We start from the raw sequence: 25,267 nt of genomic DNA on the forward strand, positions 1-25,267 counted from the left end.
TACCTCACTGGCTGAAGTTCTTGGGCCTGCAGCGATGATGTTATTCTCGCGAAAAGAGAATGCCAATATCGTGTTGTTGTCGAGGAGCGAAAACGCATGGTGGATCTGGAGATCGACGCCGGGTTGGCGGTGGTCACCATCGATCGCCCGCAGGCCCGCAACGCCATCGGTCTGGACACCATGGACCAGCTGGAGAAGGCGCTCGATGCGGCGGAAGGCGTTCAAGCGCTGGTGATCAAGGGCGCCGGAGACAAAGCTTTCGTCTCCGGCGGTGACCTGAAGGAGTTGAGCGCGCTGCGGACCGAGGAGGACGCCGCAGCCATGGCCCGGCGGATGCGGTCCATCTGCGATCAGCTGGCGGACTTCCCCGCCCCGGTGATCGCCGCGCTCAACGGCCACGCGTTCGGCGGCGGCGCCGAAGTCGCGGTCGCCGCCGACATCCGGATAGCCGCCGACGACATCAAGATCGCCTTCAACCAAGTTCAGCTGGAAATCATGCCGGCCTGGGGCGGGGCCGAGCGGCTGGCCACGCTGGTCGGAAAGAGCAGGGCGCTGCTGCTGGCCGGCTCGGGAACCGCCCTCAGCGCGTTCGACGCCGAGCGCATCGGCCTGGTCGACCAGGTCGTGCCCCGCGACGTCTTCGATTCGCCCGACGAGGGTTGGCGAGCCATCGCGAGGTCGCTGGCGCGCCACCCGGCGACCGAGATAAAGCGCGTAATCCGCGGAGTTTCCCCGGAGGAGGCGATAGCATCCTTCGCACGGCTGTGGGTCGCCGACCCGCACTGGCAAGCCGCAGAACGGGTGATGAACCGCAACAACAAACCGCGCCCGGCCGCCGGAGGAGCGTCATGACCACAACGAGGACAGCGATGGGCGTCGGCTCCATCGTGTCGTTGGCTTCGCTATTGGCGGTCGCGAGCGTGCTGGTGGGAAGCGGACGGGCGCATGCCGACCCGGTCATGCATCACGTCAGGTACACCGTTTCCGCGCAGAACCCGATCTATACGTCCATCTACTACCTGGACCACCAGCCGGAGAAATTCTCCGACTACAGCCATAACCCCTACTCGTTCACACCCCATGTCGACGTCGATCTCGCCCCGGGCAAGCCGTGGGGCTTCGATCTGGACATGTCGGACCCCGACCATTACGCGATGGTGGTGGCGAGCACCGGCACGGAGCCCGGCACGCCGGGACTTCACTGCGATCTGGCGGTAGACGGCGCGGTCGTCGTATCCAAGGATGGCCCCAAAGGCGTGCTCTGCTCGCTGCGGAACTGGTGAACAATCCAGGTATCCGGTACACCCTCGATCGGCCGCGGTTCGCCTTCCAGGCGGCGCAAGTAGTTCTCCACCAATTCCAACGTCTCGGCGTGTCCGGCGGACATACCGATCGCCTGCTCGAGGACCAGGAACCGCGACAGGCTGCTCATCAGCACCGTCCACACCACCGGAGGGATGTCGATGTCCTGGCCTTCGTCTTGAATTCTGGAGCCGTAACGCTCCAGCGCGGTCGTCACCGCTTGGCGCTGCTCTTCGCGGAAACGCTCTGCATAGTAAGCGATTTCGGCCCGCATCTCCTTGCGATGATTGGCCAGCGCCATGAATTCCATCGAAATCCGGGTGAAGGCGGGGTCCGTGCCGAATCGCCAGAGCGCCCACAGCGGCTGCGGCGACTTCAGCATTTGCGCGTGCACTTCAAGCGCTTCTTCGGCCCGGCGACGGAACACTTCCAGGAACAGCTCTTCCATGGTGCGGAAGTAGTAGTGCACCAGCTGAGGCTTGAGCCCGGCCTTGTTCGCCAGGCGGCGGGACGTGACCGCGGCATAGCCCTCCTCGAGCATCAGCCGCTCGGCGGCATCGAGCAACAAGACGCGGTTTTTCGCGTCCGGCGCCCCGATTCTGCGGGCCGATGTCATGTGCCTGCTCCGTACTGTGTGCCATCCCGTGCCGACCACACGGATCGTATCGTGGCGCGCCGCCCTCAACCTTGACCCTGACATTACCGCCATGCTAAGCAGGTGCTCAGCACATTTTGGATCTCGAAATCGGGCGGCGGTACGGCTTGCCGCCGAATACCGCCGGTAAACCCAGCCCAGGGAGACGCATTCCGATGAGCACCTTCGACTCGATCGACTTCTTCACCGATCCGTCATTGGTCCCCGATCCGCACCCTTACTTCGACTACCTGCGCAGCCAAAACCCGGTGCTGCGCCTGCCGCACTACGGGGTGGTCGCCGTCACCGGCTACGACGAAGCCTGCGAGATCTATAAGGACCCGGACACCTTCTCCAACATCGTCGCCCTCGGCGGGCCCTTCCCGCCGCTGCCGTTCACGCCCGAAGGCGACGACATCAGCCCGCAGATCGATGCGCACCGCAGCTCGTTTCCGATGAACGAGCACATGGTCACCATGGACCCGCCCGACCACACGAAGGCCCGGTCGGTGCTCGCGAAGTTGCTGACCCCGAGCCGGCTGAAGCAGAACGAGGAGTTCATGTGGCGCCTCGCCGACCGCCAGCTCGACGAGTTCCTCGGCCTCGGTGAGTGCGAGTTCATCGCCGAATATTCCAAGCCGTTCGCCACTTTGGTGATCGCGGACCTGCTCGGCGTGCCGGAGGAGGACCACAGGGAATTCCGTAAGGTGTTGGGCGCCGATCGCCCCGAGGCGCGAGTGGGTGCCCTGGACCACGAGTCGGTGGGTATCAACCCGCTGGAGTGGCTCGACGACAAGTTCTGTCACTACATCGAGGATCGGCGCCGCGAGCCCCGCGGAGACGTGCTGAGCTTCCTGGCGGACGCGAAGTACCCGGACGGATCGACACCCCCGGTGATCGAGGTCGTCCGCTCGGCGACCTTCCTCTTCGCCGCGGGACAGGAGACCACCGCGAAGCTGCTCAGCGCCGCCCTGCAAGTTCTCGGCGACCGGCCCGATATCCAGCAGCAGTTGCGTGACGACCGCAGCCTGATTCCCGGGTTCATCGAGGAATCGCTACGGATGGACAGCCCCGTCAAGAGCGACTCGCGGCTGGCGCGCAAGGCGACCACCGTCGGAGGTGTCGACATCCCCGCGGGCACCGTGGTGATGATCCTGCCGGGCGCCGCCAACCGCGACCCGCGTCGGTTCGAGAACCCGCACGAATTCGACTTGCGCCGCAGGAACGTTCGCGAACACATGGCGTTCGCCCGCGGCGTGCACTCGTGCCCCGGCGGTCCGCTCGCCCGCGTCGAGGGGCGTGTCTCGATCGAGCGGATCCTGGACCGGATGCCGCACATCGAAATCAACGAAGCCCATCACGGGCCGGCCGCCGATCGTCGTTACACCTACGAGCCCACCTACATCCTGCGGGGCCTCAGCGAACTGCACCTGAGGTTCACCACCGCGGACGCGATCGCGCCGGTGGCCTAGGAACTCCCGACTGGCGAGCGCTAACGGATTTGCAGTCCGACGAAGTAGCTGCCGAGCAAGACGGCGGCGATCAGCACCACCCACGCGTCGGTAAGGCGGCAGAGCAGCACCGGGGCGTCGCGCACCTCCATGAATTCGCGAAAAATGATGCGCACCTTGATAAGTGCGATGACGATGACGCTCGACGTCACCACCGCGCTGGACTTCAGCAATCCGCCGGCGGAGTGATCTATCCACAGGTAAGCCAGCGTCAACGCGGCCAAGATCAGCCAGACGAACAGCAACCTCTTGTTGAATTTCACCCGCTCACCTCACCACGTAGAGCAGCGCGAAGATGAGCACCCACAGGAAATCGACGGTGTGCCAATACGTTGCACCGGTTTCGACGATTTCCTGGGAGCGCCGCGCCGGACTCATGAGTTGGTAGACGACGACGCCCAGGACGACGAAGCCGATCAGCAGATGAACAAAGTGGATCCCGGTGAGGAAAAAGTAGTACATGAAGAAGTCGTTGCGGTCTATGCCATTTCCCGCTTGGACCAGCCGCGCCCACTCGAACACCTTGAAAAACAGGAATACGACGGCGAATCCTGCCGTGATGGCGGCATCCCTGAGCGCCGCGCGGTAAGCGCCGGCGCGCGCCGACTGAACGCACCGCGCGACCGACCATGAGCTGAGCAACAAGACCAAAGTGTTGAAGACTCCGACGCGCAGGTCGAGATGCGCCTGCGAGTGCAGGAAGAGTTCGGGGTTGCGACCCCGTGCGAACAGGTAGAAGGCGAAATACCCGGTGAACACCAGGGTTTCGAACAGGACGAAGGCCCACATGTCGGGTTGGCCCGGTACGGCCCTAACCCGCGCGCTGTTTTCGGCGAGGTCCGTCATTGCGCAACCGCCGTCTTTCGCGGCAGGTCCGGCAGTGGTCCGGTACCGAAGTCTTCGCGCCGGATCATCTGGAACAGCATGACGATGAACGTGACCTGGTAGACCCCGAAGACGACCATGTCCAGCCACCACGCGATCTCGCCGTCCCACGCGAACACGCCACGCCGGAAGATCCAGCAGGGCGCCACGACCACCTCCGTCAGCGCGTTGCACAGGTTGAGATAGCCGAACCACTTGGGGAATACGCGGTTCTTGTCGAGCAAGATCGCCACCATCCAGATCAGTGAGCCGATCAGGAACACCCCCATGGTTCCGTCGAAAGACAAGAAGGCGAAGTCATAGAGCCAACCGATCGCTTCGGGGTCGCGGTCCGGTCGCAGGGTGCCCACGATCAGCGCGATGTTGAGCAGCAGCATGCCCGGAACCGCGCTGAGTGAGTAGATGAGCAGATAGGAGTACGCGAACGCGCGGCTGACCGACATGCGGCGCATCGAGTACGCGATGAGTGCGTTGTTGACCGCGATCATGCCGCTGATGGCGAAGATGACCCCGAAGCCGACGGGTATGCCGAGGTGACGTTCGGCGAACCAGTGGGCTTGGGTCGCGAGGTCCCAGGTCGGCTCCGGCGGCGGCTGAACCTGCGCCACGATGAAGAACATCGGGAAGAAGAGGCCGTAGAACACCATGAGCACCCCCCACGCCAGCCACAGCTCACGCTTGGGGTCGCGGCTCAGGTGCCAACCGATTCGGTGGTGCAGGGGGCCGGCGGGCGGCGTGGCCGGGGACGTCGGCGGTGCGATCACCGCGCTCATGCGGTGACCAGTTCCATTGGTTGACCGCGGGATTCGGCGCGCTCGCGATAGACGGCCCGCCCCAAGACGATGCCCATCACGACGATCCAGACCGCGATGGCGACGTTTTTCACCCAGAACGACAGCAGGCCGTCCCAGGCCAGCGGGCCCGTCAACGACACGCCGACGAACGCCGCCGGCACCAGCGCGGCCGCCACCAGAAGATTGAAGTAAGCCACCCACCGGTGGAACACCGGGCGGGACGGGTCGTCGAAATAGATTGCCAGGGCCAAGATTACGCACTGACCGATGAAGAACGGGACCAGGATGGTGAAGGTGATCCAGGCGAGGTCGTTGAGCAGCTGAGTCAGTTCCGGGCTGCGCTCCGGGCGAAAGGCGGCCAGCAGCCAGCAGACATCGGCGACGAGGAACAGCGTCGGGCCGCCGGCCGCGCACCCGAGCATGGCGTAGGAGAAGATCGGTGTCCGGTGCGCCATGCGGCGGATCTGCAGCACGATCAGCGCCAGTATCGGCACCAGACACACCCCGAACCAGTTGAACAAGATCATGCTGGAACGGATCTGCGGAATGTGCCCCGGATCGCGGTAGAAGGCGGCCACCTGCTCCGCCGGCATGGTGGGTGACATCGGCGGGTTGAATCCCGGGAACAGGAAGAAGGAGGCGATCCACAGGATCAGCGCCACTGGCAAGGTCCAGAGCAGGATCAGCTCGCCGTCGGTCCGCCGGTACGCGCTTCGGGCAGTTTGGCGACCGCCTGGGTCGTCCGCGCCGACGTCGGACATCGATACTCCTTCCCGTACGAGATTGCGGCCGGTACCCGGCTAGTGAGCGAAGCTAGCCGATCGGCTAGCCAGGGTCAATAGCGTCGTCTAGTCTCGGGGCGTGGGAACAGCACGGCAGCCGGTCGCCGCTGAGCAATTTTGGCTCATCGAGCACAGCCCGGCCCGGACGCGGGTACTCGACGCCGCGTTGGATCTGATCGCCACGCACGGTGTCAGCGGTACTTCACTGCAGATGATCGCCGATGCAGTCGGAATCACGAAAGCCGCTGTCTACCATCAATTTCGGACCAAAGAGCAGATCGTCATCGCCGTGACCGAGCGCGAACTCGGCCGACTCGAGCCGGCGCTCGAGGAGGCCGAAGCATACGACGACGGTCCCCAAGCGCGCGATGCCTTACTGGTGCGCGTGGTCGAGATGGCCGTGCGTGACCGCCGGTTGGTGCGCACGCTGCAGTTCGACCCCGTCGTCGTCCGATTGCTGGCCGAGCACAAGCCGTTTCAACTTTTCATGGACCGTCTGTACCGGGTGCTGCTGAGCGATGCGGGTCTGGACGGGCGGATCGAGGCGGCCATGTTCTCCGGCGCGCTGAGCACCGCGGTCATGCATCCGCTGGTTGCCGACATCGACGACGACACGTTGCTCGAGCGGGTGACCGACTTGAGCCGGCGCCTGCTCGGCCTGCCCCGGAAATCCCGCGACTGACTCGGCTATGTGTCGGCGCGGACCCAGCTCGCTATGCCGTCGTGAGCGATACAGATCAGGAACAGGCCGTCGGGCGCCTGCGCGACGTAGTTCAAATAGTTCGGGCATTCGGCGTTTTCGTCCTTGACCCCCGCCATCGGAGGTGAGCGGAACCAGCGCGGCTGGTATCGCCGCGGCGAGCCGCAGAACATCAGCCGGCCGGGCTCCGAGGCGAAGGAAACGTAGCCGTCGGCGACACCGAACGCGTAGTAGCTGGTGTTGTCACACGGCGCGCCCAGAACCTGGTGCGGCATGATGCCGGGGGTGCAGGCGGGGTAGTCGCAGACAGTCGGCCCCGCCAAGGCTGGCGGCGCCGCCACCACACCGGCGCCGAGCAACGCAGCAACCAGGGCCACGATCGATCGCACCCGATAACTCTGCCACATCCGAAAAGAAAATTCTCCTGGTTGGAGAAGATCAACCCTGACTGCACGGTCGGCGGCGCCGAGGCATCGAGCGCGACTACGTCGGGTGTCCCGACGGGCGAGCATTTCCGCATGTGAGAGCCGCAAGGACAGCCGCCCCGTGGCGCCTTTGAGCCCGCGCGGAAGTGATAAGCTCGCTCTCCGATGCACGATCCGGACGGGCCCGACGCCGACCTCTCGGAAGTGGACGCAGAAGACGAAGTTGCCGAGGCTGAAGCGCGCGCCGAGGCGGCTCGGGCACGCCTGGAAAGCCTGCGCGGAGCGGCCGAAACCGGGGATTCGGCCGACGATGCACATGATGCCGAGCACCGGCCCGCGGTGTCGATCCGGAAACGGCTACGGTTGCCGCGCCGTCCCAGGCGACCGCGATGGCTGCGGCGCCCAAAGCGGCGAACGGTAGCCGCCGGCATCGGCACCGTGCTCTTCTCCACTTCTCTGGGAGGGAGCGGCTACATGCTCTGGCAGCACCACATCGCGGTGCATAACCGCCAGCTCACCGCGGAGTTCAGTGCAGCTGCCCGGCAAGGGATTACCGCATTCATGTCGATTGACCCCGCTCATGCCAAAGAGGATGTCCAGCGCTCGATCGATGCCTCCACGGGCGACCAGAAGAATCAGCTGTCTGTGCTGTCGAGGCTGATCGTCAACAAGGCCGAGGAGACGAAGGTCGGCACCAGGGTCACCGTGGAAGCCGTCGCGGTCCAGTCGGTGAGCGACAATTCGGGAGTCGTGCTTGTGGCGGCGAAAACCGATCCCATTGGGCCCGATAACGCCAAACCGCCACCGGCCCTGTTTCGGCTCAGCGTCAATTTGGACCGCGACGGCGGCCAGCTCAAGATGTCGAAAGTTGATTTCCTGCGATGACTGTCGAAGATGGCTCCTCGCTGGGCGGCACCGAAAACGCGAGTGACGGCTCGACGATTCCAAGTGCCGACCAGGAGGGGCGGCCGGCGGCGATTCGCCGTCGGGCGCGCCGCTATTTGGCGCGGTGGCGTTCGATCGTCGCGACAACGTTGGTGATCGCCGCCATGGGAGTCGCTGCCGGCGTGTACTTCATCCTGTACCGGCCGGATCAGCAGGTTGGCGACGCCGCGGCGAACCGGGCAATACAGGCGGCGTCGAATGGTGCGGTGGCGGCGTTGTCGTATTCCTACGACCATTGGAATCGCGATTTCGACAACGCGAAGTCGCATCTCACCGGCGACTTCTTGGCCTATTACAGCAAATTCGCCGACGAAGTCATCGCGCCGACTGCGCAGAAGGGACAACTTACGGCGACGGCCAAGGTGATTCGGGCCGCGGTCTCGGAATTGCATCCCGATTCGGCCGTGGTGCTGGTATTCGTGGACCAGACCACCGCAAGCGCACAAAAGAAAGACCCCGAGACGACGCAGAGCAGTGTCCTGGTCACGCTGACCAAGGTCAACGGCTCTTGGCTGATCGCGAAATTCGACCCGTCCGGATGAGCGCGACAGATGTTGTCCTAACCATTATCTGGCGGGCTAAAGCAGTGTAACGTCATCGCTCGAGAACGTCGCAACCGACGGCGGAATAGGTGCCATAGGCACTCTCGGATTACGCGCTTCGAGGAGCACCTGATGCGTTCAGTCAGAACACTCACCACCGCAACGCTGTTGGCTGCCACCGCATTCGGCGGTTTGGGCACTGCATCCACAGCCCAGGCGATAACCAAGGAAGACGTGGCCATCAATGGGACGTTCCGTGCCACGTCCATTGGCGATTACGCCCAGAGAAATGACCAGTACTTCGGCGAGCCAACGGTCTATCAAGTATGGACCATCAGCTCGACCTGCGACTCGACCATAGAATGCCATGGCACGGTGACGAGCGACCAGGGATGGAGCGCGGCCCTATTCATGAAAGATGGCGAGATGTGGAAGGTGAGACGCGAAGTGCCGAACTGGGAGCGGTGCCAGGACGGTACCGCGTTTGCGGGGCAGCAGCAGTTCTTTTTCTACCCGGTGAACGACAATGGTGGATTCCAGATCGGGTCGCGGGTTTTCGCGGGCAAGGATAAGACAGTCGGCCCGAGCGGTGCCTGCGGGCAAAACCAGTGGCTCGATATCACGATGCCGTTGCGCCTGGATCAGCTCTCCTGACCGGGCCGTCCTAGCTTCATTGCCCCGCCCCCGGGCCGCTTCGCCTTCCGGCGAATTCAGGTGGGTAGCATGTCCTTCCACGTCCTGGGTGCTTTCGGAGCAACGAGATCCGACTGCTGGTACAACTTTCCGTCCGGACCGACGTAACGACCGGTGCGCGGATCGTACTTCGCCACCACGACCGACGGCGTTGGTTTAGATGCGTTGCCTCCGAACGAGCTTGGCGCAGCCTGAGGTCCTCCCCCGCCGGTCGTGTCGGCTGGTCCGGGATCGGAAGGAGAGGGCGGGGCTGGAAGCGGGACTGGAAGCGGGGCCGGCGCCGCGGGCGGCGGGGGAAGTTCTCCCGCCGCAGGAACGTCGAGTGGCGCTATGGGCGGAAGGTCCGCCGACATTCTCGACATCGGCGCCAGCGCGGGGGGTCCCGAAGACGGGACGGGGGGGACTGCGGCCCCGACCGTGCCCGGTGGCGGATTTTCTCCCCGCGGCCCCACAGGAGCGCCGCGCGGCACCGCCCCCGGCGGTAGCGGCGTACCCTCGACCGGGCCGAAGATCCTGTCATTGACGGTGATTCGGTCATCGGGCGGGACGCCCTGGGCCAGCAGATTCGGGTCCAGCGGATAGGGGCCGAGGGTGTGCTGTCGCATCGCTAGCGGCATATACGGCTTGTCGCTGTTGCAGATTTCGACGGTCGGTGCGCGCTTACCCGGGTGACCCATACAGGGATAGTTGCGGGCACCGCGAACCGCGATCGGTGAATCCTGCGGGAGTTTGCAATACAACCCGTCCGGTGTGTCGATGTCGGTGAGGTCGTCCGGTGATCGCCAGGTGTTGGGTGGCATGAAGCCGACCGTACAAATAGGTGGATCGTCGACCGTGGCCGCGAAGTCGCCGTAAGCCCTACCGTCGGGATGGTTTTCACCCTGCGCGGCCTGCTCGACAGCAACCCCCGACGGCAGCAACACCAGTAGCTGCTCGAGCGACGGGTGGTAGGTGACGCCGATCTGCCCGATGGTGGTCAGGTTGGCAAGCAGCACCGGCAGCGTCGGTTTGATTTGTTCGAGAAGCCGCGACGCTTCGTTCGCGGCGTCAGGACCCTTCTCCAAGATGGCGCGGAAGTGGGAATCGTTGTCCACCAGCGTGTCCGAGATGCCAGCGAAGCTGTGTGCCCACTTCCTGATCGAATCGGTGGTGCTTGCCTGAGTGTCCAGCAGCGGCCCGGTGTCTTCGGTGAGGGCTCGGGTGCGATCGACGACGCTATTGGCGTCGCGGGACAAAGTCTTCGAGGAATCGAGCAGCGACCCCAGGTCGTAACCGGAGCCGTTGAAGCCCTGAAAGGACTCGTCGAGCAATTGACCGAGTTTGGTCTTCGGGATGCTTTGAACCAAGGCATTGACCTGTTCGAGCATTGGGGCGACCGGCTGCGGAATTGTCGTGTCCCGCACGGCGATAACCGAGCCGTCGTGCAGATAGGGCGGCGAATCGGTTTTGGGCTGCAAGTCCACGTACTGTTCACCCACCGCGGAAACGCTCAGCACCTTCGCCGTCAGATTCGCAGGGACCTTCGGTGAACTACTAAGCGAGAGTGTGGCTTTCGCGCCGGTCGGCGTCAGATCCACCGAGGTGACCTTGCCTTGCTGAACCCCGCGGTAGGTCACGTTGGAAAACCGGTACAGGCCGCCGGTGGCCGGCAGCTCCAGCGTTACCGTCATCCGGCCGATGCCCAGCAGGGTCGGCGCTTGGATATAGAAGAGGACCATGGCGATCACGCCAATGATTCCGGCGATCGCGAAAATCGCCAGCTGGATGCGAACGAAGCGAGTCAGCATCTATCCACCCGCTCCTGTCGGCGGCGCCTCTGCGGGCGGCGCCGTCTGGCCAAGACCCGCGTCAGGCAGCGGGGCCGCACCAGGCGGGGGACCGGGCAGTGGGGCCGCACCCGGCGGCGGGCCGGGCAGCGGGGCTGCGGCCGGAGCAGGCCCGGGCAACGGTCCATAATTCCCCGGTCCCGGTCCCGGTACCGCAGCCGGTGGCGGGCCGGGCAGCGGAGCCGCACCCGGCGGTGGTGGGGGCAGCGGCAAGGCGTCGGGATCGATCCATGGTGGCCTCAGCGGGTTATGCAAAGGATCGAGTGTGTAATTCATGCGATACGGATCCCCGGGCACCGGTGGCACGGGCATATCCAGCTGCCCCCAGTGGGTTCCAAGCAACAAACCCTTCTTGAGCCGTGGAATCGTGAGGTCGAAGTCGAAATGCAGGTTGAAGAAGTCGCCTCGGACCGCGCGGTCGACGAAGTTCTGGGTGAACGGGAACACGGACGCCGCCGCGATGGCCGCGCCGAACTCCGGTCCGACGTCGGCGAGCGCCTTGATGGTCGGCTCCAGATTTTTGAGGTTCGTGACCAGGTCGGCCTGGGAGTCGTTGATCAGCCGGGTGGCGGTGTTGCTGAACACCCGAAGATGATCCAGGGCGGCCGTCAGACGCGGCCGCTCCTTGATCAACACCTCGAGCGCCGGCGGTATCTTGCGCAGCGCGTCGGTGACGACGTCGCGTTGGTCGGCGAACGTGGCCGACAGCCGATTCAGCGCCTGGATGGAGGCGACGATGTTGTCCCGCTGGTCATCCAGTGTCCCCACAAACGTGTCCAGGCGGGTAATCAGATCACGCACGGCACCCTCGTGCCCGGACAGGGCGGCCGAGAAATTGTGGATGACCTCTCCGATCTGGCCCAATCCCCCGCCGTTGACGACCGCGCCGAGCGACGACAGCGTCTGCTCTGTCGACGGGTAGGCCGATGATCTGCTCAGCGGGATGGTGGCGCCCGGCTGCAGCCGTCCGGCTCCCGATTGCCCGGGCGGCGTATTGAGCTCCACATGCATCGAGCCCAGCAGGCTGGTCTGACCGACGGTCGCTACCACGTTGGCCGGGACCACCACGTCGCGTTTGACCGAGATCTCGACGTCCGCGTGCCAGCCTTGCACCCGCATCGTGCCGACACTGCCGACGACGACGTCGTCGATCAGCACCGGCGAATTCGACTCCATCGTCCCGACATTCGGAAGTTCGACGTGGTAGATGTTGGCCCCTGGCCCACGTCCGACCGCGCCGGGCAGCGGTAGTGAATTCAGGCCGTGGAATGCGCATCCCGTCGTCATCAACATCACGCAACAGCCGACGGTGAACACCCGCCTAGCGATCACCCGGGCGATCATTGTTGGGGGCCTCCGTCTGGCAGCAGCATGCCCGACACGGTCGGCCCGGGTGGCGGTGACATCGGTGTCGACGGTGGCGGCGGCAGCGGCATCGCCGCACCGGGTATCCGCTCAGGCGGCACCGCCCCCGGCGGTCCCACCGGATCACCCGGCAGACCGGTGTAGGCCGACACTTCGGGCGGGATCTCGGGTGGTCCGGGCTTCGGGCCCTCGCCGCCGGGCGCCAGGCGCGGCTCGGTGTAGAGAACCCGGCCCGGGTCAATCGATTTGGCGATGAGCGGGTTGATGGGAATCGGCGAGTTATTGAAGTTGGTCTGCCGCAAGCCGGGACCGAGGAACAGGGAGCACAGCTTGCCCGATTCGACCGCGGTGATGTTCTCGACAGCGCCGATTTGCGTGCAGCCCGGTACGGACAGCAGAACCTGCCCGCCCCAGGTGGGATTCGCCATGTTCATCAGCCCGAACCCACCCACGATCGTTCCGGTGTCGGCGTTGTAGTCGTTGAAGAAGTTGCCGAAAGCGTTCGGCGCCGCGTGCAGAATGTTTTCCAGGGCCATGTGGTGATCGACCAGGTTCTGCGTGACATCGGCCAACCGGGCGATCTGCTCGCTGGTCTGGTTGCGGGTTCCGGCGATGAATCGCCGCACCTCACCGACCGCCGTCGACAGGTCGGTCAGTGCCGCATCCAGGTCGGATTTGCTGTCATTGACCACGCTGGTGAGCGTGGCCAGCCGGTCATTGAACTGCACGAGTTGCACGTTGCTGTCGCGCAGCGCGGCGACGAACGTCTGCAGGTTTTTGATGATATCGACGATGTTGCCGCTGCCGTTGGCCAAGATCCGGCCCACGCCTGACAATTGACCGAGCGTTTGGCGCAGCTTGTCGCCGTTGCCGTCCAGCGCATTGGCGGCACTGTCGATGAACCGCCCCACGGATGTGCCCGATACCCCGCTCTTGGGTCCCAGATCCGTTGCCAGCCGCATCAACTGGGTTTTGACCTCGTCCCACTCGACTGGGACCGCGGTACGTTCGACCGGTATGACTGCCCCATCGTGCATGACCGGGCCACTGTCGCGGTAGGCCGGTGAGAGCTGGACGTAGCGCGCGGCCACCAGGTTTGGGGCGACGATGACAGCCTTTGCGTCCGCCGGAATGGGCACGTCGCGGTCGACCTTGAGGACCATCTTGGCCTGAGTGCCTTGCGGCTGAATGGATTTGATGCTGCCGACTTTGACGCCCGAAACCCGCACCTCGTCATGGGGATAGATCGCGGTGGCGGTGGTGAAGTAAGCGGTGATGGTCCGTGGGCCGAAGAACGTGTTACGGATGACCACGGCGGCGCCGGCAACGATGAGTCCGACGAGCACGACAGCCGTCACGGCCGCCACCCGCTTGCGCGGCATCCGCGAGATCCGGGAGGTCACTGTGATCCTCCGATCCGTCCGCCCAAGGTGCAACCAGGGCACTGTGGAATCAAGTTGTATGGCCAAGGGGTCAGTGCCCGAGGTACCGGCGATGGGTATCCGGGTCCCTTTGAAGTATCGAAGGTCCGGAATCCCCACAGGTAGTCGACCAGCTCTTGGAAGAGTTGCGGGACAAGGAAGTTCGGGGCGAACGCCTGGTAGGCGTACATGCCGGAAATGGCCTCACCGACGGTGATCTGGAATTTGGCGAGACCCGGCAGCGCTTTGCCGATGTTGTCGCGGTTCTTCTCCAACACCCCGAGAACCCGGTTCAGCCGCTCCAGCGTCGGTGCCAATGTGCTTTCGTTGTCGTGCACCAACGCCGTCAGCTGCTTGGCCACCACCGACGTGTTGGCCAGCAGGTCCACGATCTCTTGACGGCGCGCGACCAGCACTTGCAACAGCGAATCGGAATTCAAGATGAGCTTGTTGACCTGCATGCTGCGTTCGGAGAGTATTCCGGTGACATCGCCGGCGCTCTTGAACAGCTCGCCCAGGTTCTTGTTGCGGCTGTTGAGGGTTCGCGATAACCGAGTGAGCGCGTCGAAGGCCGGCCCCATCTGGGGTGCGATCTGATCGAGCGTCGCAGCCAGCGTGTCCAACGACTGATTCAACGCCGTGGTGTTGGTGCCGGCCGTGTCCGACGTCAGGTCACTGACCGCCTCGGTCAACGAATACGGCGAGGACGTGCGCGAGATGGGGATCAGAGCCATCGGATGCATGGTGCCGCTGCCGGCGGACTCCACCGTCAGCATCCGCTCGCCCAGCAGCGTGCCGGTGCGGATGTGCGCGGAAGTCTCCGAGCCGAGCAGGACGTTGCCCTTCATCGCGAACGTCACCAGCGCATCGCCGTGGCGCAGCTTCACATCCGAGACCGTGCCGACCTTCATCCCCGACACGATCACCGGGTTGCCGGTCGCGAGACCGCCGGCTTCGGTGAACAGCGCCTGGTACCTGACCATCGTCGCCCATTGGGTGAAGCGGTCGGGCGACAGGCCCACCAGGATGACCATCACCGCCAGGACGACGCCGATCAGTCCTGCCTTGACGAGCCCAGCTCCGCGATACTTCAGCATTAGGGTTCCGAGCACCTTCCTGCTTCTGACCTAAAGATATTGGCGCGCACGGTCTTACCCGAAAGATCCGTACCGCGGAGCCCGAACTGGCAGAGGTAGTACGGAATGGTGGCGCCGTTCACGCCGAGCCGGACCAGCTTGCGGTAGTTCTGTGGCGCCTTGCCGAGTACGGCGTCGAGGCGGTCCCTGTCGCCATCGAGTATCGGCGCCAGCCGATTCAACTGCGCTATGGTGCCGGACAGCGGCGGTCGCGCCTCGGCCAGCAGGTCCGCCAGCGAGGCGGTTCCCTTGTCCAGGGCGTCGATGGCGGACCCGATCGTGTCGCGATCATTCGACAAGCCGCTGACAAGCTGCTCGAGGCGATCGATCGCGCCGGAGAACTGTTTGCCGTCCTTCGAAACCGTGCCGATCACGATGTTGAGATTGTCGATCAGTTGCTGGACGGTTTGATCGTTGTCGGCCAAGGCGTTCGAAAACGAAGTCGTCTTGGCGAACAGCGAGTCGAGGGTCCCCCCCTGGCCCTGGAAGACTTGCAACAGTCCTGAGGTCAGCGCGTTGACATCGCGCGGATTCAGGCCCTGGGTGACGGGTTTGAGTCCGCCGAGCAGCAGATCGAGGTCGAGCGCCGGCGCGGTGCGGCTAACCGGAATCTGACCGCCTGCCGGCAGATGCTTGGTCGAGCCCGGACCATCGACGAGTTCGAGGTAGCGATCGCCCACCAGGTTGAGGTAGCGGACCGCTGCCCGGGAGCCCTCGGTGAGGACGACGTTGCGGTCGACGTCGAAGTTCACCACAACCTTCTTGTCCGGCTGCAGCGAAACGCCGTTGACCGTGCCCACCCGGATGCCGGCGACCCTTACCGACTGCCCCGTCTTCAGCCGCGACACGTCGGTGAACACGGCCGAATATTTGTTCGTCGATCCCGTCCGATACTGGCCGAAGATGAAGAAAAGGAAGGCGGTAAGCATCGCCATCACGACCGCAAAGATCGCGAACTTGATCAGCGTGGCGCGCGTCCTCATCCGGGTTGTCCGATCTGAGCGGAATTTCGTGGCGGACCGGCAATTGGCCCGTACAACAGCTGTTTGAGGAGATCAGAGTTGAGCAACAGCTGCGGGTTTCCGTAGTTCACCGGGTCCGCGCCGATATCGGCAATCAATTGGGGTGGGCTCGTATTGAACGGCAGCGGCAGACCCACGCACTGCGGGCCGCCCGTCGCCGCGACCTTGGGCAGATTCGTCGGATACCGATAACGTTCGGCGCCCCACGTGAGGCTCGCCGAGATGTTGATGCTCGGTTCCGACAACGGCGCCCCGTGCGATATGCGTACGAGTCCGGTGAAAGCGCAGGTGAGCGCGGGGTTGTACTCATTTAGCAGGTCGGTGGTCGGCACCAGCAGATGCAACACATTCGTCAGCGGTTGGCGGTTCGTCGACAACACCTCGTTGCCGATGTCGGCCAAACCGATCGCGCTGATCAGCAACGCGTCCAGGTTGTGCTGTTCCTCGACAATCGTCTTGCTGATCCGGGTGGCGTTGGCCGCGGTCTTCACCAGGTCCGGTGCCGCGTCGGCATAGGCGTTGGACACCGCGGGTAAGACCGTGAGGTCATGCCTCAATGCGGGAAGGCTCGGCTCCCACTTCGCAAGAAAAGAATCCAGGTCGCTCAGGGACTGGCCGAGCTGTGGGCCCCGCCCGCTGAACGCTTGCGCCAGCGCACCCAGTGACTCGTTGAGCTTCGGCGGGTCGATGTGCGACAGGACCGACACGAGTTCCTGGAAAACCGTGTTGATTTCGACCATGACGTGCTGGCCTCGTAGCGTCTGGCCGGCGCGTAGCCGCTGGGCCGAGGGCTGTTCGGGTGGCACCAGCTCGACGGACTTCGCGCCGAAGACCGTCGAGGATGCGATGTTCACGAGCACGTTGCTGGGGATGAAACGCATCTGCGACGGGTCCATCGCCAAGTGAATGGCCGCTTGGCCGTTGGGCAGCGATTGGATCGAGTCGACCTTGCCCACCTGCACGCCACGCAGCTTGACCTTGGCGTCCGGGTTCATCACCAGACCGGCTCGTTGCGAGATCACGGTCACCGGCACGGTTTCGGTGAACGAACCCTGAAACAGACCCACCGCCACGGCGAAAATCAAGCCGATGATGAGGACGGTCGCCAATCCGAGCAAGGGCGGCAGGTAATTCCGTCCGGCCGGTGGCCGCGCATGGCCGGTGCGCGGGGGCCGGCCGGCGACCGCGCCGCGACCCGCTGGCACACTCTGCGTCACTACCGTTCCACCTCCTTTGCTAACCGGACAGGTTGAAGTTGCCGTTCGTACCGTAGATAGACAGCGAGACCAGCAGCGTTACCGACACCACGACGATGAGCGAGGTGCGTACCGCATTGCCGGTCGCGTTACCGACACCGGCGGGCCCACCCGAAGCGAAATAGCCGTAGTAGGTATGGATCAACAGGATGGTGAGCGCCATCAAAATGGCCTGCAGAAATGACCACAACAAGTCGATCGGGTTCAGGAACGTGTTGAAGTAGTGCTGGTACAAACCCTGCGACTGTCCGAGCAAGAACGTCGTGGTGAACTGGCTGGCCACAAACGACAGGATCACGGCGATGCTGTACAGCGGCGTGATAGCCATCATTCCGGCCAGGATCCTGGTGCTGACCAAGTAGGCGATCGGGCGAATGGCCATGCTTTCCAACGCATCGACTTCTTCGTTGATCCGCATGGCACCCAGCTGGGCCGTCACCCCGGCGCCGAAGGTGGCCGCCAGGCCGATACCGGCGACGACCGGTGCCGCGATGCGCACATTGATGAACGCGGACAGAAAGCCGGTTAGCGCCTCGATGCCGATATTGCCCAGCGAGGTGTAACCCTGAATGGCCAGGGTGCCGCCCGCCGCGAGGGTCAGGAACCCGACGATCACGACGGTTCCGCCGATCATCGCCAATGTGCCCGCGCCCATGCTGATCTCGGCGATCAGTCGAACGACTTCGCGGGTGTAATGCCTGGCCGCGAAGGGGACCCCGGCGAGCGCCTTGCCGTAAAACAGGGTGTGGTCGCCGATCCGCCCCATCAAGGCGACCGGACGCTCGAGTTGGCGAGTCAATCGCGGATATGCAGCCCTCAGCGCCATGATCGCCCTACTTCGCCGTCATCTTGATGCCGATCGCGGTGACAACCACGTTGACGACGAACAGGGACATGAAGGCATAGACCACGGTTTCGTTCACCGCGTTGCCGACAGCTTTGGCGCCACCGCCGGTGATCGACAACCCCCGATAGCAGGCGACCAAACCGGCGATGAGGCCGAAAAGCGCCGCCTTGACGCAGGAAATGACGACCTCGGGCACGCCGGTGAGCAACGTGATGCCGGCGGCGAACGCGCCGGGATTGACGTCTTGCACAAACACCGAAAAGACGTAGCCGCCAAGGACCCCGATGATCACCACCAGGCTGTTGAGCAAAAACGCGACCAATCCGGAAGCCAGCATGCGCGGCGTGACCAAGCGCTGTATCGGGTTGATACCCAGCACTTCCATCGCGTCGATCTCTTCGCGAATCGTGCGCGACCCAAGGTCCGCACACATTGCCGTGGCACCGGCCCCGGCGACGATCAACACCGTGACCAGAGGTCCGAGCTGGGTGACTGCGCCGAACGCGGCCCCCGCACCCGATAGGTCCGCTGCGCCCAATTCACGCAGAAGGATGTTGAGTGTGAAGCTGACGAGGACGGTAAACGGGATCGCCACCAACAGCGTGGGAGCCAGCGACACGCGCGCGACAAACCAGGACTGCTCCAGGAACTCCCGCCACTGGAACGGCCGGCGGAACACGAACTTGACCGCATCGGCCGACATCGCGAACAAGGCACCGACGGCCTGCATGGGCCCCGAGAGGTCCCATTTCAGTTTCAGCTGCGGCAGTCCCGCTGACCAGTGGTCGGCGCCCTTGGTCGCCATCGGCGTCAGACCCTTCCCCGCGTTACGAGACCGGCAGTCTTGTTCTGGCGCAACGGCTGCGGTAAGTTCGACAGAATTGACGGCTGTAAACGCGCGCTGACGAGGGCGAAATGGTCAGCGGGCAACCACGTTTCGGCATGGGCCTGCGATGTGACAGCCGCGACCTCGCTCACGCCAAACCTCCGTCCTATCGCGTGAGTTCGCTGTAAAACGAGGAGCTCCGCGTCTTGAAGCGTCCGGCGATTATGACTCATGCGGCGTCCGGGTGGAGCGAAAAATGCATAACCGTTACCGCGCACTTCGCGGTCGGTGCAGTGACGCAAGGCGACTGCGTCCCAACGCAAGCGACAGTCTGCTCAACCATGTCCGAGCTGCTCCGGTCTTAGGTGACGGCGCCGGCCGTCTTGAGTTCGATGATGCGGTCCCAGTCGAGGCCGAGCTCCATCAGGATCTCGTCGGTCTGCTCAGCGAATCCGGGTGCTGGCCCGATCTGTGGCGCTGCGACGTCGAACTGTACCGGGTTGGCCACCAGCTCGAGTTCACCAGCCTGCACCAGGTACTCGTTCGAGCGGATCTGCGCGTCGTCGGCCGCTTGCAGGGTGTCCTGCACGGGAGCCCAGGGTCCGGCGAGGGTGGCGAAGCGCTCGCTCCACTCGGCCAGCGTGCGAGCACCGATGGCCTTGGTCAGGAGTTCCACCGCGTCGGCCGTGTTGGCCGCGATGTTGTCTACCGTGTCGAAACGCGGGTCGTCGGCCAGCTCGGGCAGGTCCACATGCCGGCACACGTCGGCCCAAAACTTGGTGGGCTGCATCATCACGAAGGAGATGTAGCGACCGTCCGAGGTCGTGTAAAGGCCCACCAACGGATTATTCGGCGCGCCGTGCACCCCCGGCGGCGGCGCTTCCAGTCGCTGGTTCAGATGCTTTGTCAGCGCGACGGTGTGACCCATCGACCACAGACCGCTGCCGAGCAGGGACACGTCGACGACGGACGGTTCGCCGGTCCGCTCGCGTCCGAGCAGCGCTGCCGCGATGCCACCGGCAAGGTTGGTGCCCGAGATCGTGTCGCCGTAGGCCGGTCCCGGCGGCGCGATCATGCCCGGCATGCCGGCGGGGGTAATTGTCGCGGCAGTGCCGGCCCGGCACCAGAAGGCGGTCATGTCGTAGCCGCCTTTGGTCGACTCTTCTCCGCGCGGGCCGAGCGCACTGCCCCGCGCGTAGACGATCTTCGGGTTGACCGCACGGATGTCGTCGACATCGATGCCGAACTTCTGCCGGTGATCGGGCAGGAAACTGGTCAGGAAGACATCGGCCCGACGGGCCAGCTCGTAGAGGACTTCCTTGCCTTCCGGCACCGACATGTCCAGTCCGATGCTGCGCTTACCGCGGTTGGCGTGCTCGATGTTGGGGTTGGGATCGCCTTCGACGCGCAGCATCCCGGTCTGACGCAACCCTCGTTGCGGATCACCGGTCACGGCGTGCTCGACCTTGACCACGTCGGCGCCCCATTCGGCGAGCACCGCACCCGCCGACGGGACGAACCCGTACATGGCTACCTCGAGGACCCGGATGCCTTCGAGCGGCCTCACGTGCCGGCTCCGTCGGCTGAGACGGCTTGTGACGCGATGGCCGCTGCGGACCCAGTGGCGGGCTCTGCCGTGTCCTGGGCAGGCATTACGTACCCCCTAGTGTGGTGGCGGTCACGGTAATTTCATTCTCTTCCCCGGCGAATCTTACATTCGAGTTTCGATAATTCAAGAAACTCTCAGGAACAATATCGAGGTGCTGACCAGGGCGAAAAATGACCGCGGGTCGCCGGCCTGGGCGTCTCGACGCAGGCAGGAGGCGCTGTTGCGCGCGTGTTGCACGCCACTCCGCGTGGAGAGTAGGGTTCTCATAATTGTAAGGGAGATTCTTTGTGGCTGAAATGGCCCCCGTCGGAGTAGAGGCCTCGACATGAAGACTGCGGTAGTGACCGGTGGCGGATCGGGCATCGGTCTCGCCGTCGCGCAACGCCTGCGGGCCGACGGTTTAAGTGTCGCGTCCATCGACCTGCGTCCATCGGAAGCCGACTGCGCTTTCACCGCCGACGTCACCGACCGGTCGCAAGTGGATGCGGCGCTCTCGGCCATCCGCGGCCAACTTGGGCCGGTGACGGTTCTGGTCAACGCCGCCGGACTCGACGGGTTCAAAAAGTTTCACAACATCTCCTTCGAGGACTGGCGGCGGGTGATCGACGTCAACCTCAACGGCGTCTTTCACACCGTCCAAGCGGTGCTGCCCGACATGGTCGAGGCCGGATGGGGACGCATCGTCAACATCTCTTCGTCGAGCACGCATTCCGGCGCGCCCTATATGAGTCACTACGTGGCGGCCAAGTCGGCGGTCAACGGCCTGACGAAGTCACTGGCACTCGAGTACGGACCCAAGGGCATCACGGTCAACGCCGTGCCGCCCGGCTTCATCGACACCCCGATGCTGCGCGCCGCCGAGAAGAACGGCTTCCTCGGCGACATCGACGAGACGATCGCGCGGACGCCGGTACGCCGGATGGGTACGCCCCAGGACATCGCTGCAGCATGCGCGTTTCTGGTGTCCGAGGAAGCCGGCTACATCACCGGTCAGATCTTGGGCGTCAACGGCGGCCGCAACACCTGAGCGGCGGCTGGCCAGCAATGCCCGCCAACAGTGTGAGAGGAGAAAGCCCGTGAAGGTCTCGGTGGATTCGCAGCGGTGCCAGGGCCACACCCTGTGCGCGATGATCGCTCCGGAGTCGTTTCAGCTCAGCGACATCGACGGCAGTTCGTCGGCAGTCGACGAGGTGGTGCCCGCCGATCGCGAGGACCAGGTGCGTGAGGCCGCCCAGTCCTGCCCGGAGCAGGCCATCACGGTCACCGACGACTGAGCCGGCGCCGGGTCCTTAGCACGCGAAACCTGTAGGGAGACAAAGCCGTTGAGTGTCGATGACGTCGTCAATGACAGCGACCGCAAGAAGAACCGGTACCACTTCGACCGGCATTCGTCCGAGTATCGGTCGCAGTTCAAGAGGATCACCGAAGAGATGCACGCAAAGTGCCCCATGGCGTGGACCGACACGTACGGCGGGCACTGGGTCGCTGCCGGAAGCCACGAGGTCTTCGAGCTGGCCCGCTGCCCTGCAGTCTCCAACGACCACGACATCCACGGCGAACGCCGGGGCTACAAAGGCATTTCGATTCCCACCGCCAGCCGCGTCAGCGCGGTGCGCGGCGGCATATTGGAGATGGACGACCCCGAACACCGCACCTATCGAACGGTGCTCAACCCGTACCTTTCACCGGCGGCGATCAAGCGCTGGGAACCGTTCATCGACGACGTGACGCGCGCCTGCCTCGACGAGAAGATCGAGAGTGGCCGCATCGATTTCGTCGACGATCTGGCCAACATCGTGCCGGCCGTCTTCACCCTGGCCATGCTCGGCATCCCGCTGAAGAAGTGGAACATGTACAGCGAGCCGGTGCACGCCGCGGTGTACACGCCCGAGCACTCCCCCGACATCGAGCGCGTCACCGCGATGCACCGCGAGATGGGGCTCGACATGGTCAACAACATGCTGGAGGTCCGCGAGAACCCGCGGCCGGGGATCATCAATGGCCTGCTGCAGATGCGCATCGACGGCGACCCCGCCCCGGATCTGGAAATCCTCGGCAACCTTGGCCTGGTCATCGGCGGCGGCTTCGACACCACGACCGCCCTGACCGCCCATTCGCTGGAATGGCTTTCGGAACACCCGGACCAACGGCAGCTGCTCAGCAACGAGCGCAAGACCCTGCTCGACCCCGCGACCGAGGAGTTCCTGCGCTACTTCACCCCGGCGCCCGGCGACGGCCGGACGTTTGCCGACGACACCGAGCTCGACGGCACCCGGTTCAAAGAGGGTGAACGGCTGTGGATTTCGTGGGCGATGGCCAACCGCGACCCCTCGGTGTTCCACGACCCGGACCAGATCATCCTCGACCGTAAAGGCAACCGGCACTTCAGCTTCGGGCTGGGCGTCCACCGGTGCATCGGCTCGAATGTGGCGCGCACTGTGTTCAAGTCCATGCTGACCGCGGTGCTCGACCGGATGCCCGACTACACGTGCGATCCGGAGGGCACCGTCCATTACGAGACCATCGGTGTCATCCAGGGCATGCGTAAGCTGCCGGCCACCTTCACGCCCGGGCGTAAGGTCGGGCCGGGCCTGGACGAGACGCTGGAGAAGCTGCAGCGCATCTGCGACGAGCAAGAGCTCGCCAGGCCGATCACGGAACGCAAGGAAGCGGCTGTCATTGACTGAGCCGCTCATAATTTTTGCGAGTGGGCCTGTTCAGCGTGACCGCGTCTTATATTGAGGCCAAGCGCGTGTGCAGAGATGGGAGACGCATCCGTGAAGACTTTCGCAATGAGCCTTGCACTTGCGATGGCCGCGCTGACTCTCACGCCGACCGCCCACGCGGACATGGTGCCTGGCAACTACCATCTGGACACGAACCGGGATCCCGGCCACTTCTGGATTTGGTCGATCAGCCCGTGCGTCCAGCCAACGCCAGGATGCGCGCAGGTGTACGCGACTCCGCAGCCCAACGGGCAAGCGACCGTCTACAGAGGCATAGCTCAGCTTGCCAACGGCCGCTACACCCTGGCCGTCGATGTGCCCGACGGTGTTCGCTGCGTGGTCCAGTTCTTTCCCTCGCACGACGTCTACTCGTGGGACGCGGTGACACTGGCGGGTCAGGTCGACTCGACGTTCGACACCGGTTGCGGAGGCGGACCCGGGGGCAGCACCAGTTACCCGTTTTCGCTCGTGCGATTCTAGCCGCGTGAGTCGCATAGGAGTCGGTCGCTCATGAGGGCGATGGGGAGTCAGGATGCCTGAGGCGAAGAAGCCGCCACACGACTCGGCCACCTCGAAAGCCGACGCACAGGCGTTGCTCGAGGAAGCCGAGGCCGAGGCCGCGGAAGCCGAGGCGCTGGCCGCCGCGGCGCGCGCCCGCGCCCGCGCCGCCCGGCTCCGGCGTGAAGCGCAGGCCTTAGCTGAGGCAGAGGCCAAGGCTGAGACCGCCGAAGAAGCGTCGGGAGACGACGAGGACGCGACCGACACCGACGAAGCGGACACCGAGGCGAAGACCGAGGGCGTCTCCGACGAGGACGCGGACGACACCGACGAAGCAGAGACCCAGGCCGAAGCGGAGTCCGACGAGACGGCCGAAGACGCAGAATCGGAATCCAAACCGGCCCGCTCTCGGCGACGCCTGCGATTGCCATCATGGTCGGTGGCATGGAAAGCTGCCGTCGTCGTCCTCATCTGTGCCTTCATCGCGGCCAGCGGATACATGATGTGGCAGCGCCACGAAACCGTCGAACGCAAGCAGCGCGCCGCGAACTTCATCGCGGGTGCCCGACAAGGTGTCGTCAACCTGATTTCCATGGACTTCAATAAGGCCAAGGAGGACGTCCAGCGGGTGATCGACAGCTCGACCGGGCAGTTTCACGACGACTTCCAAGCGCGTGCAAAAGATTTCACGACCGTGGTAGAGCAGTCCAAGGTGGTCACCCAGGGAACCGTGAATGCCGCGGCCGTGCAATCCATCAACGGCGACTACGCACTGGTTCTCGTCGCGGCGACGTCGCACATCACCAATGCCGCGGGCGCCAAAGACGCACCACGCAATTGGCGGCTCAAGGTGACCGTCAAAGACGACGGCGGGCAATACAAGATGTCCAACGTGGAGTTCATTCCATGAGCGAGGACGACCGCAGCATCGAAACCGCTGACGACTCCGCCGAAGAAACCGAACACGGCGGACCTACCGAGCCACGCCCGCGGCGCAAGGTGAAAGTCATTCCCGTGATTCTCATTGTGCTGCTGCTGCTTTCCGGCGGTGTGGCGACGTGGCTGTACTTCAAGCAGTACCGGCCGGACAAACAGACCGACGCCGGCGTCGCGAGCGCCGTCGCCAACGCGGCGTCCGATGGCACGGTCGCATTGCTGTCCTACTCGCCCGAATCTCTCGACAAGGACTTTGCCGCCGCCAAGTCTCACCTGTCCGGGGACTTCTTGTCGTACTACAACCAGTTCACCGAGCAGATCGTGGCTCCGGCGGCCAAGCAGAAGTCACTGAAAACCAACGCTCGGGTGTTGGGGGCCGCGGTTCAGGAACTGCATCCGGATTCCGCCGTCGTGCTGGTGCTGGTCGACCAGAGCACCACGAGCAAGGACAATCCCGACCCCGCGATGGCCTCCAGCAGTGTTTTGGTGAGCTTGACCCGGGTCAACGGCGCCTGGCTGATCACCAAATTCGACCCGGTGTAGGTTCCCCAGGGCCCCGGCCCCGCCGAGCGTGAAATCAATCGCC

28 protein-coding genes are annotated in these 25,267 nt (G+C 64.2%); 13 read left to right on the forward strand and 15 right to left on the reverse strand.

Annotated elements, in window-relative coordinates:
• Nucleotides 1-96 precede the first annotated feature (96 nt).
• Complete coding sequence (locus tag AC5Y30_RS13105; protein WP_499918639.1) at nt 97-852, forward strand: enoyl-CoA hydratase/isomerase family protein; 756 nt, start codon at nt 97-99, stop codon at nt 850-852.
• Entirely contained in the window at nt 849-1,283 is a 435-nt protein-coding gene (locus tag AC5Y30_RS13110; protein WP_499918640.1) for an Rv2576c family protein, read from the forward strand. Before AC5Y30_RS13105 ends, AC5Y30_RS13110 begins: the two co-directional genes overlap by 4 nt.
• On the opposite strand, the gene AC5Y30_RS13115 is transcribed toward AC5Y30_RS13110, so the two are convergent.
• The gene (locus AC5Y30_RS13115) at nt 1,199-1,918 is read right to left on the reverse strand and encodes a TetR/AcrR family transcriptional regulator (protein ID WP_499918642.1); all 720 of its coding nucleotides are present in this window, start codon (nt 1,916-1,918) and stop codon (nt 1,199-1,201) included. The two genes, AC5Y30_RS13110 and AC5Y30_RS13115, sit on opposite strands and share 85 nt — an antisense overlap.
• A 194-nt stretch (nt 1,919-2,112) precedes the next feature.
• Between AC5Y30_RS13115 and AC5Y30_RS13120 the strand changes: the two genes are divergently transcribed.
• Nucleotides 2,113-3,408 (forward strand): cytochrome P450, encoded by a 1,296-nt coding sequence (locus AC5Y30_RS13120; RefSeq protein WP_499918644.1) that lies wholly within the window; start codon nt 2,113-2,115, stop codon nt 3,406-3,408.
• A 20-nt stretch (nt 3,409-3,428) separates the two neighbouring features.
• On the opposite strand, the gene AC5Y30_RS13125 is transcribed toward AC5Y30_RS13120, so the two are convergent.
• The 4 genes from AC5Y30_RS13125 to AC5Y30_RS13140 are packed head-to-tail and all read right to left on the reverse strand — an operon-like array spanning nt 3,429 to nt 5,887.
• Nucleotides 3,429-3,710, reverse strand: a complete 282-nt coding sequence (locus AC5Y30_RS13125; protein WP_499918646.1) for a cytochrome C oxidase subunit IV family protein — start codon at nt 3,708-3,710, stop codon at nt 3,429-3,431.
• A 4-nt stretch (nt 3,711-3,714) separates the two neighbouring features.
• Nucleotides 3,715-4,293, reverse strand: a complete 579-nt coding sequence (locus AC5Y30_RS13130; RefSeq protein WP_499918649.1) for a cytochrome c oxidase subunit 3 family protein — start codon at nt 4,291-4,293, stop codon at nt 3,715-3,717.
• Nucleotides 4,290-5,105, reverse strand: coding sequence for a hypothetical protein (locus tag AC5Y30_RS13135; RefSeq protein WP_499918651.1), 816 nt, complete (start codon nt 5,103-5,105; stop codon nt 4,290-4,292). Before AC5Y30_RS13135 ends, AC5Y30_RS13130 begins: the two co-directional genes overlap by 4 nt.
• Complete coding sequence (locus tag AC5Y30_RS13140; protein WP_499918653.1) at nt 5,102-5,887, reverse strand: hypothetical protein; 786 nt, start codon at nt 5,885-5,887, stop codon at nt 5,102-5,104. The genes AC5Y30_RS13135 and AC5Y30_RS13140 overlap by 4 nt, the downstream gene beginning before the upstream one ends.
• A gap of 100 nt (nt 5,888-5,987) precedes the next feature.
• On the opposite strand from AC5Y30_RS13140, the gene AC5Y30_RS13145 reads away from it, so the two are divergent.
• Nucleotides 5,988-6,590, forward strand: coding sequence for a TetR/AcrR family transcriptional regulator (locus AC5Y30_RS13145; protein ID WP_499918657.1), 603 nt, complete (start codon nt 5,988-5,990; stop codon nt 6,588-6,590).
• A gap of 5 nt (nt 6,591-6,595) precedes the next feature.
• Here the strand turns inward: AC5Y30_RS13145 and AC5Y30_RS13150 are convergent, their stop codons facing one another.
• Nucleotides 6,596-7,015 (reverse strand): hypothetical protein, encoded by a 420-nt coding sequence (locus AC5Y30_RS13150; RefSeq protein WP_499918659.1) that lies wholly within the window; start codon nt 7,013-7,015, stop codon nt 6,596-6,598.
• A gap of 183 nt (nt 7,016-7,198) precedes the next feature.
• Here AC5Y30_RS13150 and AC5Y30_RS13155 point away from each other — a divergent pair, with 183 nt between their 5' ends.
• The 3 genes from AC5Y30_RS13155 to AC5Y30_RS13165 all read left to right on the forward strand — a co-directional run bounded on the left by AC5Y30_RS13155 (nt 7,199) and on the right by AC5Y30_RS13165 (nt 9,174).
• Entirely contained in the window at nt 7,199-7,918 is a 720-nt protein-coding gene (locus AC5Y30_RS13155) for an Rv1363c family protein (protein WP_499918662.1), read from the forward strand.
• The gene (locus AC5Y30_RS13160; RefSeq protein ID WP_499918663.1) at nt 7,915-8,520 is read left to right on the forward strand and encodes an Rv1363c family protein; all 606 of its coding nucleotides are present in this window, start codon (nt 7,915-7,917) and stop codon (nt 8,518-8,520) included. Before AC5Y30_RS13155 ends, AC5Y30_RS13160 begins: the two co-directional genes overlap by 4 nt.
• Nucleotides 8,521-8,652: 132 nt before the next feature.
• Nucleotides 8,653-9,174, forward strand: a complete 522-nt coding sequence (locus tag AC5Y30_RS13165; RefSeq protein ID WP_499918664.1) for an Rv2253/PknI dimerization domain-containing protein — start codon at nt 8,653-8,655, stop codon at nt 9,172-9,174.
• A gap of 56 nt (nt 9,175-9,230) precedes the next feature.
• Here the strand turns inward: AC5Y30_RS13165 and AC5Y30_RS13170 are convergent, their stop codons facing one another.
• The 9 genes from AC5Y30_RS13170 to AC5Y30_RS13210 form a co-directional block, all read right to left on the reverse strand.
• Nucleotides 9,231-11,000: an MCE family protein gene (locus tag AC5Y30_RS13170; RefSeq protein WP_499918665.1), complete on the reverse strand. Its 1,770-nt coding sequence runs from the start codon at nt 10,998-11,000 to the stop codon at nt 9,231-9,233.
• Nucleotides 11,001-12,383, reverse strand: coding sequence for an MCE family protein (locus tag AC5Y30_RS13175; protein ID WP_499918667.1), 1,383 nt, complete (start codon nt 12,381-12,383; stop codon nt 11,001-11,003).
• The gene (locus tag AC5Y30_RS13180) at nt 12,380-13,786 is read right to left on the reverse strand and encodes an MCE family protein (RefSeq protein WP_499919020.1); all 1,407 of its coding nucleotides are present in this window, start codon (nt 13,784-13,786) and stop codon (nt 12,380-12,382) included. The genes AC5Y30_RS13175 and AC5Y30_RS13180 overlap by 4 nt, the downstream gene beginning before the upstream one ends.
• Before the next feature lie 17 nt (nt 13,787-13,803).
• Nucleotides 13,804-14,922 carry an MCE family protein gene (locus tag AC5Y30_RS13185; RefSeq protein ID WP_499918668.1) on the reverse strand — a complete coding sequence of 373 codons (1,119 nt, stop codon included), beginning with the start codon at nt 14,920-14,922 and terminating at the stop codon, nt 13,804-13,806.
• The gene (locus AC5Y30_RS13190) at nt 14,922-15,944 is read right to left on the reverse strand and encodes an MCE family protein (RefSeq protein WP_499918670.1); all 1,023 of its coding nucleotides are present in this window, start codon (nt 15,942-15,944) and stop codon (nt 14,922-14,924) included. The genes AC5Y30_RS13185 and AC5Y30_RS13190 overlap by 1 nt, the downstream gene beginning before the upstream one ends.
• Nucleotides 15,941-17,200 (reverse strand): MCE family protein, encoded by a 1,260-nt coding sequence (locus AC5Y30_RS13195; protein WP_499918673.1) that lies wholly within the window; start codon nt 17,198-17,200, stop codon nt 15,941-15,943. Before AC5Y30_RS13195 ends, AC5Y30_RS13190 begins: the two co-directional genes overlap by 4 nt.
• Nucleotides 17,201-17,219: 19 nt before the next feature.
• Entirely contained in the window at nt 17,220-18,065 is an 846-nt protein-coding gene (locus AC5Y30_RS13200) for an MlaE family ABC transporter permease (RefSeq protein ID WP_499918677.1), read from the reverse strand.
• A gap of 7 nt (nt 18,066-18,072) precedes the next feature.
• Nucleotides 18,073-18,891, reverse strand: a complete 819-nt coding sequence (locus AC5Y30_RS13205; RefSeq protein WP_499918679.1) for an MlaE family ABC transporter permease — start codon at nt 18,889-18,891, stop codon at nt 18,073-18,075.
• 382 nt (nt 18,892-19,273) lie between these two features.
• Nucleotides 19,274-20,479, reverse strand: a complete 1,206-nt coding sequence (locus tag AC5Y30_RS13210; protein ID WP_499918682.1) for a CaiB/BaiF CoA transferase family protein — start codon at nt 20,477-20,479, stop codon at nt 19,274-19,276.
• A 367-nt stretch (nt 20,480-20,846) separates the two neighbouring features.
• Here AC5Y30_RS13210 and AC5Y30_RS13215 point away from each other — a divergent pair, with 367 nt between their 5' ends.
• The 6 genes from AC5Y30_RS13215 to AC5Y30_RS13240 all read left to right on the forward strand — a co-directional run bounded on the left by AC5Y30_RS13215 (nt 20,847) and on the right by AC5Y30_RS13240 (nt 25,224).
• Entirely contained in the window at nt 20,847-21,548 is a 702-nt protein-coding gene (locus AC5Y30_RS13215; RefSeq protein WP_499918683.1) for an SDR family NAD(P)-dependent oxidoreductase, read from the forward strand.
• Nucleotides 21,549-21,597: 49 nt separating this feature from the next.
• Complete coding sequence (locus AC5Y30_RS13220) at nt 21,598-21,795, forward strand: ferredoxin (RefSeq protein WP_499918684.1); 198 nt, start codon at nt 21,598-21,600, stop codon at nt 21,793-21,795.
• A 48-nt stretch (nt 21,796-21,843) separates the two neighbouring features.
• Complete coding sequence (locus AC5Y30_RS13225) at nt 21,844-23,208, forward strand: cytochrome P450 (RefSeq protein ID WP_499918687.1); 1,365 nt, start codon at nt 21,844-21,846, stop codon at nt 23,206-23,208.
• Between the two features lie 75 nt (nt 23,209-23,283).
• Nucleotides 23,284-23,727, forward strand: coding sequence for a hypothetical protein (locus AC5Y30_RS13230; RefSeq protein WP_499918690.1), 444 nt, complete (start codon nt 23,284-23,286; stop codon nt 23,725-23,727).
• Between the two features lie 52 nt (nt 23,728-23,779).
• A complete protein-coding gene (locus tag AC5Y30_RS13235; protein WP_499918693.1) occupies nt 23,780-24,655 on the forward strand; it encodes an Rv1363c family protein in 876 nt (291 codons plus the stop codon).
• Nucleotides 24,652-25,224, forward strand: a complete 573-nt coding sequence (locus tag AC5Y30_RS13240; RefSeq protein WP_499918695.1) for a hypothetical protein — start codon at nt 24,652-24,654, stop codon at nt 25,222-25,224. The genes AC5Y30_RS13235 and AC5Y30_RS13240 overlap by 4 nt, the downstream gene beginning before the upstream one ends.
• The last annotated feature ends 43 nt before the right edge of the window (nt 25,225-25,267 follow it).

It is taken from the genome of Mycobacterium sp. NGS27 (assembly GCF_059813005.1).